The sequence below is a fragment of the Vibrio sp. Scap24 genome (genome assembly GCF_013394185.1).
In the GTDB taxonomy this organism is placed as follows: domain Bacteria; phylum Pseudomonadota; class Gammaproteobacteria; order Enterobacterales; family Vibrionaceae; genus Vibrio; species Vibrio pomeroyi.
In genome coordinates this window covers 1,311,381-1,325,702 of record NZ_CP041332.1, presented here as the reverse complement: position 1 = coordinate 1,325,702, position 14,322 = coordinate 1,311,381, and the positions used below count along the sequence as shown (strand labels likewise).

At 45.6% G+C, this 14,322-nt stretch carries 11 protein-coding genes; 10 read left to right on the top strand and 1 reads right to left on the bottom strand.

Translation table 11 applies throughout. From position 1 onward, the window contains the following. The first annotated feature begins 165 nt into the window (after nt 1–165). The 6 genes from lepB (at nt 166) to acpS (ending at nt 4,738) form a co-directional block, all read left to right on the top strand. On the top strand, nt 166–1,062 hold the full coding sequence (gene lepB, locus FLM53_RS05500; RefSeq protein WP_086711995.1) for a signal peptidase I: 897 nt from the start codon (nt 166–168) through the stop codon (nt 1,060–1,062). Between the two features lie 26 nt (nt 1,063–1,088). Beyond that, nucleotides 1,089–1,766: a ribonuclease III gene (gene rnc / locus FLM53_RS05495; protein WP_017629579.1), complete on the top strand. Its 678-nt coding sequence runs from the start codon at nt 1,089–1,091 to the stop codon at nt 1,764–1,766. Then, a complete protein-coding gene (gene era / locus FLM53_RS05490; protein ID WP_017629580.1) occupies nt 1,759–2,730 on the top strand; it encodes a GTPase Era in 972 nt (323 codons plus the stop codon). The genes rnc and era overlap by 8 nt, the downstream gene beginning before the upstream one ends. A 102-nt stretch (nt 2,731–2,832) precedes the next feature. Further along, nucleotides 2,833–3,561: a DNA repair protein RecO gene (gene recO, locus FLM53_RS05485; protein WP_026084110.1), complete on the top strand. Its 729-nt coding sequence runs from the start codon at nt 2,833–2,835 to the stop codon at nt 3,559–3,561. Then, complete coding sequence (pdxJ, locus tag FLM53_RS05480) at nt 3,558–4,295, top strand: pyridoxine 5'-phosphate synthase (RefSeq protein WP_017059040.1); 738 nt, start codon at nt 3,558–3,560, stop codon at nt 4,293–4,295. The genes recO and pdxJ overlap by 4 nt, the downstream gene beginning before the upstream one ends. Nucleotides 4,296–4,357: 62 nt before the next feature. Beyond that, nucleotides 4,358–4,738, top strand: a complete 381-nt coding sequence (gene acpS, locus FLM53_RS05475) for a holo-ACP synthase (protein ID WP_176680449.1) — start codon at nt 4,358–4,360, stop codon at nt 4,736–4,738. Nucleotides 4,739–4,869: 131 nt separating this feature from the next. Here the strand turns inward: acpS and barA are convergent, their stop codons facing one another. After that, nucleotides 4,870–7,683, bottom strand: coding sequence for a two-component sensor histidine kinase BarA (gene barA / locus FLM53_RS05470; RefSeq protein ID WP_176680448.1), 2,814 nt, complete (start codon nt 7,681–7,683; stop codon nt 4,870–4,872). A 165-nt stretch (nt 7,684–7,848) separates the two neighbouring features. Between barA and rlmD the strand changes: the two genes are divergently transcribed. The 4 genes from rlmD (at nt 7,849) to FLM53_RS05450 (ending at nt 14,322) form a co-directional block, all read left to right on the top strand. Further along, nucleotides 7,849–9,168 (top strand): 23S rRNA (uracil(1939)-C(5))-methyltransferase RlmD, encoded by a 1,320-nt coding sequence (gene rlmD / locus FLM53_RS05465; RefSeq protein ID WP_176680447.1) that lies wholly within the window; start codon nt 7,849–7,851, stop codon nt 9,166–9,168. Between the two features lie 134 nt (nt 9,169–9,302). After that, nucleotides 9,303–11,525, top strand: coding sequence for a GTP diphosphokinase (gene relA, locus FLM53_RS05460; RefSeq protein ID WP_176680446.1), 2,223 nt, complete (start codon nt 9,303–9,305; stop codon nt 11,523–11,525). A gap of 208 nt (nt 11,526–11,733) precedes the next feature. Beyond that, complete coding sequence (mazG, locus tag FLM53_RS05455) at nt 11,734–12,531, top strand: nucleoside triphosphate pyrophosphohydrolase (RefSeq protein WP_017629585.1); 798 nt, start codon at nt 11,734–11,736, stop codon at nt 12,529–12,531. 150 nt (nt 12,532–12,681) lie between these two features. Further along, nucleotides 12,682–14,322 carry a CTP synthase gene (locus FLM53_RS05450; protein ID WP_176680445.1) on the top strand — a complete coding sequence of 547 codons (1,641 nt, stop codon included), beginning with the start codon at nt 12,682–12,684 and terminating at the stop codon, nt 14,320–14,322.

Here is a 14,322-nt window from a genome sequence, read left to right as displayed (position 1 = left end):
CACTAGTCACTGCACTTTGCGCCTCGAACTAAACGATTTTTCCTGCGTAATCTCCCCAGCATTTAGTCAGCATGATTGATACAGATTAGAAATATTAAGCAGAGTGAAAGGGTTATACTCTTTCACTTTCGTTATTTTTAAAGAAATGAAATTTAAGGGATATCAATGGCTAATACATTTTCGCTTATCTTAGTGATCGTAACTCTAGTGACTGGCATTGTATGGGCGTTGGAAAAGTTTGTGTGGGCGAAGAAGCGCCAACAAAAACTGGCTGACGTTGAAGCACAATCGAATGGCCTAGACGCTGAAACCAGCGCAAAAGTTACGGCTCAGCCTTGGTGGGTTGAGAACAGTGTTTCCATTTTCCCGGTAATTGCATTTGTTTTGGTTCTGCGTTCATTTATTTATGAACCGTTTCAAATCCCTTCTGGTTCGATGATGCCAACGCTTTTGGTTGGTGACTTCATCTTGGTAGAGAAGTACGCGTACGGTCTAAAAGACCCAGTATGGCGCACTCAATTGGTAGAAACGGGCAAGCCAGAGCGTGGTGATTCAATCGTATTTAAGTACCCACCTCAGCCTAACATCGACTACATCAAGCGTGTTGTTGGTATGCCAGGTGACACAATTCGCTACAGCAGTCGTAAAGAGATCTGCATTCAAGCGAAGGGTACAAGTAGCTGTGAACCAGTGAAGCTAAGTAACGTAGAAGAAAGCCAATTTGTTCAAGATGGTGTGCCTCTGATTCAGCTGAATGAACAGCTTGGAGACGTAGAGCACCAAATTTTAGTTAACCCATTACGCCGCGACCGTGTGCAAGCATATCAGCCTCGCAATGGTGTTAACGAATGGGTAGTTCCAGAAGGCCAGTACTTTGTGATGGGTGATAACCGTGACAACAGTGCCGATAGCCGTTACTGGGGCTTTGTCCCTGAAGCAAACCTTGTTGGTAAGGCCGTTGCAATTTGGATCAGCTTCGAGTTCGAACGTGGTTCAGACAGTGTACTTCCAACATGGATTCCTACTGGTGTGCGTTTTAATCGCATCGGTGGGATTCATTAATCGATCAATTAACACATCGAGAGAGCATGAATTCTCCAATTGATAAACTAGAGAGAAAGATTGGCTATCAGTTCAATGATGCCGATCTTATCCACTTGGCGCTGACTCACCGCAGCGCCGCAGGTAAACATAACGAACGTCTTGAGTTTCTGGGCGATTCAATTTTAAGTTTTGTTATCGCTGATGATCTTTACCACCGTTTCCCTAAGGTAAACGAAGGTGATATGAGCCGCATGCGTGCAACATTAGTACGTGGTCATACATTGGCAGAACTAGGTCGTGAATTCGAACTAGGAGATTACTTAAAATTAGGTCCAGGTGAGTTGAAGAGTGGCGGTTTCCGTCGTGATTCTATTCTAGCGGATGCTGTTGAAGCGATCATCGGCGCTGTCTATTTAGATAGTGATACCGAGACGGTTCGCGGCATTATTTTAAGCTGGTACCAATCTCGCCTAGAAGCAATTCAGCCTGGAGTATCTCAAAAAGATCCGAAAACTCGTCTTCAAGAGTTTTTACAAGGTCGAAGAAATCCTCTACCTGTCTACACAGTGACTAATATTAAAGGTGAAGCACACAACCAAGAGTTTACGGTTGAGTGTGAAGTGGCAGGTGTGGATAAACCTGTTATCGGTAAAGGCACTAGCCGCCGCAAGGCAGAACAAGCGGCTGCTGAAACAGCATTAGAGCAACTAAGCAATGTCTGATAACAACCAAGATTTCGATATCGATGCATTCTTTTCATCTGATAGCAAACAAACAGGCCTACCGGAAAACCAACACTGTGGCTTCATCGCTATTGTCGGTCGCCCAAATGTAGGTAAGTCGACGCTTCTGAACCATATTCTGGGTCAGAAGATCTCTATTACATCACGTAAACCACAGACGACACGTCACCGTATTATGGGCGTGGAAACTGAGGGTGATTACCAAGCGATCTTCGTTGATACTCCTGGACTTCATATTGAAGAAAAGCGTGCAATCAACCGTTTGATGAACCGTGCGGCGAACAGCTCACTGAGTGATGTAAACCTAGTATTCTTCCTTGTCGACGGTACTCACTGGACTGACGACGATGAAATGGTTCTGAACAAACTGAAGAAGACCGACTTCCCAGTTGTACTTTGCATCAACAAAGTAGATAACGTTCAAGACCGTACGAACGTCATGCAACACATGATGGAAGTCTCTAAGAAGATGGACTTCATTGATGTTGTGCCAATCTCTGCGAAGCAAGGTAAGAACATTGATGTACTGCGTAAGCACGTACGTGAACACTTACCAAAAGCGACTCACCACTTCCCAGAAGAATACGTGACGGATCGCTCGCAACGCTTTATGGCATCTGAAATTATCCGTGAAAAGCTAATGCGTTTTACGGGTGACGAGCTACCTTACTCAGTAACGGTTGAAATTGAACGCTTCGATTACAACCCAGATAACGATGGCTTCCACATCAATGCTCTGATTCTTGTTGAACGTACAGGTCAGAAGAAAATGGTGATTGGTAAAGCGGGCGAGAAGATCAAAACGATTGGTCGTGAAGCGCGTATCGATATGGAAGAGCTATTCGGTCGTAAGGTTTACCTAGAGACTTGGGTCAAGGTTAAATCTGGCTGGGCTGATGATGAGCGTGCACTTCGTTCGTTAGGCTACATCGACGATCTATAATATATTGAACGTCACTTTCTGATCTTAAGAAAGTTGAACTGAAGATAAATCCAAGAGAGAGTGCGAACTCTCTCTTTTTGTATCTGTAATAAGGGTAAGTGATTGAGCGAAGGGTTACAGCGATGCTTTGTGTTGCACCGTCGACCATACAGTGAGTCGAGTCTGATCTTGGACGTCTTCAGTGAAGAGTTCGGTCGGATGACGTTGATGTCTAAAGGCGCACGCAGCAAGCGTTCCAATTTGAAAGGTGCATTGCAGCCTTTTACGCCGCTACTGCTTAAGTGGTCTGGTAATGGTTCGATGAAAACCTTACGCCAAGCTGAACCTATCAGCTTGGGGCTTCCTCTCGCGGGTATAAACCTGTATTCCGCCATGTATGTGAATGAGCTAATCGGCCGCGTATTGATGGCTGAAGTACCGATGCCTGCACTTTTTCACGACTATCTTCATGCTTTAACAGAGCTCGCGCATAATGAGAACCCTGAGCCAGCACTGCGTCGTTTTGAGTTGGCTCTGTTATCTGCAATGGGCTATGGGGTCGACTTTTTACACTGCGCAGGCACAGGTGAAGCCATCGATCCAACCATGACTTATCGTTACCGAGAGCAGAAAGGTTTCATCGCTTCAGTGCGTCGAGATAACCTGACTTTTATGGGCGATGAACTTATTGCAATCAGCGAACGTAGGTTTATCACTAAAGAGCAGTTAAAAGCGGCAAAACGCTTTACACGCATAGCCTTAAAGCCGTATCTTGGCGGCAAACCATTAAAAAGTAGAGAGCTATTTATGCCAACAATAGCCCTCTCTAGAGCACGGAGTATTGGAAAATGAGCTCAATCCTTTTAGGCGTTAATATCGACCATATTGCAACACTACGTAATGCACGTGGTACTAAATACCCAGATCCAGTACACGCAGCTGAAATTGCTGAACGTGCTGGTGCAGACGGCATTACTATTCACTTGCGTGAAGACCGTCGTCATATCGTTGATCGCGATGTGCGTATTCTGGCTGAAACACTTCAAACTCGCATGAACTTGGAGATGGCAGTAACGGACGAGATGGTTCAAATTGCACTCGATACTAATCCTGAGTTTGTTTGTCTGGTTCCTGAAAAGCGTGAAGAGCTAACCACTGAAGGTGGTTTGGACGTTGTTGGTCAACTAGAGAAGATCAAAGCGGCGACACAAAAACTGTCTGCAGCAGGTATCAAGGTATCTCTGTTTATCGATGCTGACCGTGAGCAAATCGATGCAGCAAAAGCGTGTGGCGCACCGTTCATTGAACTGCACACGGGTCACTATGCTGATGCTAAGACAGAAGAAGACCAACAAGACGAGCTTAAGAAGATCGCAGCAGGCGCAAGCTATGCAGATGACTTAGGTATCACAGTCAATGCGGGTCATGGTCTGACTTACCACAACGTTGCACCGATTGCGGCACTTCCAGAGATCTACGAGCTGAACATCGGTCACTCGATCATGGGACGTGCAGTGTTTGATGGCTTAAACAAAGCCGTTGCAGACATGAAAGCAATCATGGAAACAGCACGTAACAACGCTTAGTTTTGTAAGTAGTAAGCGATGCGTTGTGAATTATTAGATAGAAGTTAAGTAGTAGAGGAAACATGGCAGTTGTTGGATTAGGTACAGATATCGCAGAAATCGAACGTGTCGAGAAGGCGCTGTCGCGAAGTGGTGACGCTTTTGCTCAACGTATTTTGACGGATTCTGAGTTTGAAGTATTCCAACAGTTGAAGCAAAAAGGCCGTTACCTTGCAAAACGCTTTGCCGCTAAAGAAGCAGCATCTAAGGCGTTAGGTACAGGTATCGCGCTGGGTGTGACCTTCCACGATTTTGAGATTTCTAACGATGAGCATGGTAAGCCAGTATTGAGCCTGCACAAGAAAGCGCGTGAAATCGCAGAGGCGAGTGGAACAACATCAATTCACCTGACAATCTCAGATGAACGCCACTACGCTGTGGCAACCGTGTTACTTGAATCGTGATTGATTACGACCAACCTGAATCTAATGTTTGATTAGCGACTCGCTACAAAACAAAAAAGCAGAGCTTATGAGCTCTGCTTTTTTATTAGCTGGAAAACCTTTTAACGAGTATTTTTTAGAACAACTACTTGTTAAGCCTTCGCGGGTTTCAAATAGTGAATCGCAGTTGCTTGAACTTTTTCTAACTCATCCTGAAGTTCAAAAAGCTCTGGCTCAATATCTTCAACAGAAGTGCCTGAACGTAGTTCTTTCTCTATCGTTGCACATACCGATTTCAACCTTGGAACGCCACTGTACGAGCTGCTGCCATGCATCTTATGGATGATGTGTATCAGTTTCTCAACAGGGTAACCACTGTCTTCAATGGCTTTCTCTGCTGCCTCATAAACCTCAGGTATGAAGTCGACTAGCATTTGCAGCATATCGCGTGCGAGGTCTTCTTTATTAGCGGCTTGCTTCATCGCAGCTTGCCAATCGATGATGATGTTCTTGTGCACGCTGGCTTCTGTTTCCGACACTTGGCTGTTATCGATTTCAGCCGAGACTGCAGGGTGGTCTGGGTTTATCTTCTCGATGTGCTCAACCTCTGAGGTCGGGCTCCAGTGAATCAGTACCTGCTGTAACACATGCTCTTCAATTGGCTTAGTTAGGTAATCATCCATACCCGCTTCAAGCAGTCGGTCACGCTCGCCAATCATTGCATGGGCGGTCACGGCAATCACTGGCGTATTACCATTGTTCGCCAGTTTCTTAATATTCTCACAAGCCGTTACACCATCCATTTGTGGCATTTGAATATCCATGAAGATGATATCAAACGGTGTTTCTGTCGCCTTGTCGATGGCCTGTTGTCCGCTAGTACAACTGATAACAGTTTCTACACGTTCTTTAAGCAGCGCGGTAATCAACTTAAGGTTGGCTGGGTTGTCGTCTACGGCCATCACAGTAAGCGGCAGTTTCTCTTCAGAATGCGTTTCAATCGCTGGTGCTATCAAGGTTGGCGCTTGGTTAGACACCAAGGTTTGCAGTAGCTTTTTACGAGATAGAGGCTTGGTGATGCACTGAACATCCACCTCTTTCATTAGTTGCTCACCCAATGCTAACTCGGTACTCGGTGTACCAATGATCACGTTCTGAGCAATCTTCTTCGCACCAATTGCCCAACCACTTACCGTATCAAATTGGTAATCTTGGTTAGCCGCAAGGTTAAGTAGAACATAGTCGTATGAGGTCGACTCGTCCGGCATTACCGAACGGTAGGTAACGACTAAGCCTTCTTGAGTCAGGATTTGCTGAGTAATTGAAGCCGCTTGCATGTTTGGTTCGATAAGCAGCAGTTGCTTGTCTTGCAGGCATTGAGTTTCAATCAGCTCAGTCATCGGCATATCGGTCGTCGAAAGCCTTAAGGTGAACCAGAAGGTTGAACCTTGGTGCAATCGACTGGTTAGGCTGATTTCACCACCCATTTGGCTAACAAGCTTCTGGGTGATTACTAGGCCTAAACCAGTACCGCCATAGCGACGAGAGATGCTCGCATCCGCTTGGCTGAAGGCTTGGAACAGCTGTGCTTGCTGGCGCTCAGAGATACCAATACCGGTATCGCGAACCATGAACTGTAGTTCGATGTTGTCTTCGCTTTGTGAACGCAGTTCAACACTGATATCAATGTTGCCACGCTCAGTAAACTTGATTGAGTTACCAACAAGATTGGTTAGGATCTGTTGAATACGCAGCGGGTCACCGACAACGCCAGGTGGCACTTTCGGATCGATCTTCAGCGTCAGTTCTAACCCTTTCTCATGAGCGTTGGTCGCTTGAAGGTTCACAACCTCTTCAAGACTCGCTTGGAATTCAAATGGAATGTTTTCTAGGGCTAGCTTGCCAGCTTCTAGTTTCGAGAAGTCCAAGATATCGTTAATGATACTAAGCAGGTTATTTGCCGAACGTTCGATGGTTTGTAGATAATCAGTTTGGCTGTTCGACAGGTGAGTTTTAAGCATCTGGCGCGTAAAGCCAATCACACCGTTAAGTGGTGTTCTTAGCTCGTGAGACATGTTGGCCAAGAACTCAGACTTAACACGCGCCGCTTCTTGTGCGCGTTTCTTCGCGATGTCTAACTCAACGTTTTGAATCTCTAACTGTTCAAGAGTTTCACGCAGATCTGAGGTTGCTTGGTCGATACTGTGTTGCATCTCGACGTGATATTCCGACAGCGACACCGCCATCGCGTTGATACCATTTTTGAGTGAGTCTAGCTCACCGTGCATTTTGCCCTCGATACGGACATCTAAGTGACCACGACGAATCCTGTCGACCATGTTCTTCATATGTGTGATCGGTTGAGTCACATCGTGCATCAAACGGAAAGCGAACACACCAGAAAGACCCAGTCCAAGAATCAGAACTAAGAAGGCAGAGAACACCTCTTGGTATTGTTGTAATCGGAGTGAAGATAGGTCTAACTCAATTGCGATATAACCTATTGCTTGGTTGGCTTGTGATTGGCCATTGGCCGAGTTGATGTACTGACCTTCTGCAATAATCGGCGTTCGAAGGATCAGCGTATTATCAAGCAGATTCGACGAGCTTAAATGTGGAATCGGTTTATCTTTTGGATAGGTCAGGCTTTCAAAGTCAGGATGGAAGTTCGAGGTTACAAACAACTCGTGTCGCTCATCGAACACCGCGATACTGCGCACAAGCTTAGAATTCTTTCGATGTGCATAGCTAATTAGCTGACGAACAGACTCTCGGCTTTCAAGTTGCATGCCGGATTCGCTCGCAATCGCCAGTGGTTCAATGATGCTAGTACCAGTGTTAACCACTTGCCCCTCAAGGTCTTGATAGCGGTTAAATGAGAAAAATGCACTCAATAGCAACCCAATAATCAGGGTTGGAGCTAGAGTTAAGGTAATTACACGGGCTCTTAAGCCATATCTGGTCATGTTCTTTAATTACATCGAGGTCTGGATATGGGAAAATAACGCACACAATGGCGGTTAAGTGAACGGTAAGCTTAATCAAAGCCGTGACGTTCGACAATGATTCCAAGACAGAATAGTGAGTCCTGGATACCAATTACTTATTAAAAGATACATTAGGCACAAGCAATGGCACGTTTTTTCCAACCAAAAAAGAAAACTCAACTCGAGACCAAGCATCAATCGGTTTTAGTTGAACGAATGGATCACAATGGCGCTGGCATCGCTTATCAGAAAAACAAACCTGTTTTCATTGATGGCGCATTGCCCGGTGAGCAGGTGGTTATTCAACTTACTGAGAGTAAGAGTAAATTTGCACGCGCGAAACTCATCAAATTATTGAAGCCGAGTGAGCAACGTTTAAAGCCTTTTTGTAAACACTTTAATCAGTGTGGTGGTTGCCATCTTCAGCACCTTGGATACGACTCTCAGATTGAGCACAAGGCGCAATCTCTCACGCACTTAATGAACCAATATAAGACAGATAAGACCGAAGTTGCCCAACCGATTGTGGGTGATGAAACAGGTTATCGTCGTCGTGCGCGCATCAGCCTGTTTGTTGATAAGAAAACACAGAAGCTTCAGTTTGGATTCCGTAAGAAGCAAAGCAAACAGATTGAAAACATCACTGACTGTGCCGTGCTTGATCCTCGTCTTAATGTATTGCTGCCAAAGCTGAAAAATTTACTCAACACTTTCAGCAACCTTACCTCTTTAGGACACGTTGAATTGGTATTGGGCGATACTGGCCCTGTTATGGTTCTGCGTCACCTTAAGCCTTTGGTAGAAAAAGATGAGCAAGCGCTGATTGCGTTAGCGAAAGAGGAAGGCGCGACGCTGTACTCGATGCCAGAAACCGATAAATTGCTTCGCTTAGTGGGTGATGCGCCAGCTTATAAAGAAACGGGTGTGACATTGCCGTTCGAACCAAACCACTTTATTCAGGTTAACCAGAAGGTAAACCAACAGATGGTGGCTCAAGCGATTGAGTGGTTAGAGCCTAAAGCGGATGAACGAGTGCTTGATCTGTTTTGTGGGCTAGGTAACTTCAGTCTGCCTATCGCACAGCAATCGGCGTTTGTAGTTGGTGTGGAAGGTGTTGACGAAATGGTACAACAGGCCGCGTCGAATGCAGAATTAAACCAGTTGAGTAATACCGAGTTTTACCAAGCCAACCTTGAAGAAGACTTATCTTCACAGCCCTGGGCAAAAGAGAAATTCGATAAAGTACTGCTCGACCCTGCAAGGGCTGGAGCGAGTGGGATCGTTGATCAAATTTCAGCGTTAGGAGCGAAGCGTGTGGTTTATGTTTCGTGTAATCCTGCTACTCTAGCTAGAGATTCTGAGAGCTTAGAAAAACAAGGCTACCAATTAGCCAAGCTTGGTATGTTGGACATGTTCCCACACACCAGTCATCTAGAATCAATGGCTCTCTTTATCAAGGCTTAGAGGCCCTTAAACAAGGCTTCAAAATGAATCACAAAGGCGCAGGGAAACTTGCGCTGATATCAATATGGTCGAACTAACTTGGAACCAGTTAGTCATATTGAATTGGGTATAAACAGAATAACTAGGAAGGCATGATGGTTGCGGTACGAAGCGCACATTTAAACCCAAGCGAACAGTTTGAGCTAGAAAGTTGGATTGCGTCATTGAATCAAGACGCAAAAACCTCGAATAAACTGATTAAAGTTTATCGTCACTGTGAAGAACTTTTAAAAGATCACGAGCAAGCATCGCTCTTGCTTTGGCGTGGCCGTGAGATGATCGAAATCTTGGTCACCTTGTCTATGGACCGTGCCACTTTAATTGCTGCACAACTTTTCCCCGTCGTCTCTAGCGGCGTTTTTGAGCGCGAAGCGTTTGAAGAAAGCTACGGTAAAGAAACCGTAAAGTTGATTGATGGTGTTGAAGAAATGGCGGCCTTGGGTCAGCTTAACGTGACCCTTGAAGGCAGTGCAGCCTCGGGTCAAGTTGATAACGTTCGTCGCATGCTACTGGCAATGGTTGATGACTTCCGTTGCGTAGTCATCAAGCTAGCAGAGCGAATTTGTAACCTTATTGAGGTGAAAAAGGCGCCTGATGCTGTGCGCCGCGCGGCAGCAAAAGAGTGTTCTAATATTTACGCACCACTGGCTAACCGTTTAGGTATTGGTCAGCTTAAGTGGGAAATCGAAGATTACGCATTCCGCTACCAGCAGCCAGACACCTACAAGCAGATCGCAAAACAGTTGTCTGAGCGTCGCATCGTACGTGAACAATACATCACAGACTTCGTTGACGACTTAACGGCAGAAATGAACCGTTCAAGCATCAATGCTGAAGTCAGCGGTCGACCAAAACACATCTACAGCATCTGGCGTAAAATGCAGAAGAAGGGCTTGGCTTTTGATGAGCTTTTTGACGTTCGAGCTGTGCGTATCATCGCCGACCAACTTCAAGACTGTTATGCCGGCTTGGGTGTCGTTCATACCAAATACAAACACCTACCAAGTGAATTTGACGACTACGTGGCTAATCCTAAGCCAAATGGTTACCAGTCGATTCACACGGTTGTTCTTGGCCCTGAAGGCAAGACCATTGAGATTCAGATTCGTACTAAGCAAATGCACGAAGACTCAGAGCTTGGTGTTGCGGCTCACTGGAAGTACAAAGAAGGTGCTTCAAGCGGCCGCAGTGGTTACGACGAGAAAATCACTTGGTTGCGTAAGCTTATCGATTGGCAAGAAGAGATGTCGGATTCTGGCGAGATGCTGGATGAAGTTCGTAGTCAAGTATTCGATGACCGTGTATACGCGTTCACACCGCGTGGTGATGTGGTCGACTTGCCAATGGGAGCAACTCCGTTGGACTTCGCTTACCACATCCACTCGATGGTCGGACACCGTTGTATCGGTGCCAAAGTGGCAGGGCGTATCGTACCGTTCACCCATAAGCTATCAATGGGCGACCAAGTCGAGATCATCACACAGAAAGAGCCGAACCCATCTCGTGATTGGCTGAACCCAACCACAGGCTTCGTTCACTCTGGACGTGCTCGTGCGAAAATCAATGCATGGTTCCGCGCGCAAAGTCGTGAGAAGAACTTAGAAGCGGGCCGCGACATCCTTGAGGTTGAATTAGCGAAGGTTGGTGCAACTCTAAAAGACGCCGACCAATACGCACTAAGACGCTTTAACGTTAACACGCCAGATGAGCTTTACGCAGGTATTGGTAGTGGCGACTTGCGCATTAACCAAGTGGTTAATCACATCAATGCGCTGGTGAACAAGCCAACAGCCGAAGAAGAAGACAAAAAAGCACTAGAGAAACTGCTTGAGTCGGAAAACAAGCCTGCACAACAGAGTCGTCCTAAGAAAGATGCCGTAGTCGTTGAAGGTGTTGATAACCTAATGACCCACCTTGCACGTTGTTGTCAGCCAATCCCAGGCGATACGATTAAAGGTTACATCACTCAAGGTCGTGGTATTTCAGTTCACCGTAGCGATTGCGAACAACTAAGTGAGCTAAGTCTACATGCACCAGAACGTATCATTGATACGGTCTGGGGTAATGGTTTTGTCGGTTCTTACATCTTAACGCTACGTGTTGAAGCACTTGAGCGTAATGGCTTGCTGAAAGACATCACCTCACTGTTCTCGAATGAGAAGATCAGCGTGACCACAATGAAGAGCCGTATCGACTACAAACGTCAGCTATCGGTAATGGATTTCGATTTGGAAGTAACTAATATTGAGATTCTGAGTCGAGTGACCAGTCGAGTCGAGCAGATCAAAGATGTTATGTCAGTAAAAAGGTTGGGATAGTCTAAAATACGATCCTCGTCATTCCCTACAGTGAGGGACGAACGTGATAGGGAATCTCGCCAAGCGGTTTGAGATCCCCAACTCGCTCATTCTTCACTCTTGGGGATGACGAATAAAGATAAAGGTGAGTGGTTTTGGCTGCTCACCTTTTTTAGTTTTAGAAGACGTTATAAATTTAAAAATCAAAGACAGTAATAGGAAGAAAACGATGAATCACCCGATTGAACAACTTGAACAGATCATGACTAAGCTGCGCGATCCAGAAGGTGGCTGTCCTTGGGATTTAAAACAAAATTTTGAAACAATTGTCCCGCATACTATCGAAGAGACCTACGAAGTGGTGGATGCGATTCACAACAAAGATTGGCCGAACCTACAAGAAGAGTTGGGTGACTTGCTGTTTCAGGTGATCTTCTATAGCCAGTTAGCGAAGGAACAGGGACTGTTTGAGTTCTCTGATGTGGTTGATGGCATCAATGAGAAGCTAACACGACGTCACCCGCATGTGTTCTCTGATACCGAGTTTGCTAGTGATGAAGAAATTAACGCCAACTGGGAAGCGGAAAAAGCCAAAGAAAAAGCACAAGCAGGCAAAACTCAAGAAAGTATTCTAGACTCAATACCAAACTCTCTACCTGCACTTTCGCGTGCTACAAAGATTCAAAAGCAGGTCGCGAAATTTGGCTTTGACTGGGACTCAATTGGTCCAGTCGCGGATAAGGTATTAGAGGAAGTTGACGAGGTGCTGGAAGAGGCGCTTCAAGTCACGCCTAACGAAGATTTGGTTGAAGAAGAGTTGGGTGATTTACTGTTTGCGACGGTCAATTTGGTGCGACATTTAGGTAAAAATCCAGAAACGGCGCTGAACAAAGCCAATCTGAAGTTTTCACGTCGCTTTAAAGGGGTGGAACAAAAAGTTCGTCAGCAAGATAAAAATTTGACCGATTTTTCACTACAACAGCTTGATTCCATGTGGGATGAAGTCAAAGTGGCGGAGAAAAGATAACCAAAGCTTTTATCATGAATTGATTTGAAGCAAAAAATAAAAAATAGCAGTGTGATAGATTTCACGTTGTGGCGATAAGGGGCTTCTGGTATATTTTCATCCCGTCCAGAAGTAGTCCATTTCCCTCATTCAACCAATTTCAGGTTAAACATGACGACAAATTACATTTTTGTTACTGGCGGGGTTGTATCCTCTCTAGGTAAAGGTATTGCTGCAGCATCTCTTGCGGCTATTTTAGAAGCTCGTGGTCTTAAAGTGACTATGATGAAGCTTGACCCTTACATCAACGTTGATCCAGGCACGATGAGCCCGACTCAGCACGGTGAAGTGTTCGTTACGGAAGATGGCGCTGAAACAGACCTTGACCTTGGTCACTATGAGCGATTCATTCGCACCAAGATGACTAAGCGTAACAACTTCACTGCAGGTCGTGTTTACTCAGACGTACTCGCTAAAGAGCGTCGCGGTGATTACCTAGGTGCAACAATTCAGGTTATCCCACACATCACTAACTCTATCAAAGAGCGTGTTATTTCTGGCGCAGCTGGCCACGATATCGCGATCGTTGAAGTTGGTGGTACGGTTGGTGATATTGAATCTCTACCATTCATGGAAGCGATTCGTCAGCTAGCAGTAGAGCTAGGCCGTGAACGCGCAATGTTCATGCACCTTACTCTAGTGCCATACCTAGCAGCTGCGGGCGAAGTGAAAACTAAGCCAACGCAACACTCTGTAAAAGAGCTACTGTCTATTGGTATTCAGCCAGACATCCTAGTTTGTCGTTCAGACCGCAACATTCCTTCGAACGAGCGTAAGAAAATTGCTCTGTTCTGTAATGTGCAAGAAAATGCAGTTATTTCTATGCGCGATGTTGACTCTATCTACAAGATCCCTCAGCTTATTAAAGCTCAAGGCACTGATGAACTTGTATGTAAGCGTTTCGGCATCACAGCTCCAGAAGCAGATCTGTCTGAATGGGAACAAGTAATTTACGAAGAAGCTAACCCAACGGGTGAAGTGACGATTGGTATGGTTGGTAAGTACATTGAACTACCAGACGCATACAAATCAGTAAATGAAGCGCTAAAACACGCAGGCTTGAAAAACCGCCTAAGCGTTAATATTAAATACGTAGATTCACAAGATGTTGAGTCTCGTGGCGTAGAAGTTTTAGAAGGCCTAGATGCAATCCTAGTTCCTGGTGGCTTTGGTGACCGTGGTGTTGAAGGTAAGATTCTTGCTGCTCAATACGCTCGTGAAAACAAAGTACCGTACTTAGGTATCTGTCTAGGTATGCAAGTAGCGCTTATCGAGTACGCTCGTAACGTTGCTAAAATGGAAGGGGCGCACTCTTCTGAATTCTGTACTGAAACTAAGTACCCAGTTGTTGGTCTTATCACTGAATGGACTGATGGCGAAGGTAAAGTTGAAGAGCGTACAGAATCATCTGACCTAGGCGGCACAATGCGTCTTGGTTCACAGCTTTGTCACCTATCGAAAGGTACGAAAGCATACGAATTATACGGTAGCGCGACGATCCATGAACGTCACCGTCACCGTTACGAAGTGAACAACAATCTTCGTCCACAAATCGAAAAAGCGGGCCTAAAAGTATCGGGTCTATCTGCGGACAAGAAACTGGTTGAAGTTATTGAGAACCCGAACCACCCATGGTTCGTTGCTGCTCAATTCCACCCAGAGTTCACTTCAACACCTCGCGATGGTCACCCATTGTTTGCAGGTTTCGTTAAAGCGGCTGGTGAGTTCCAGCGCGGCGAGTTAGAAAAGTAA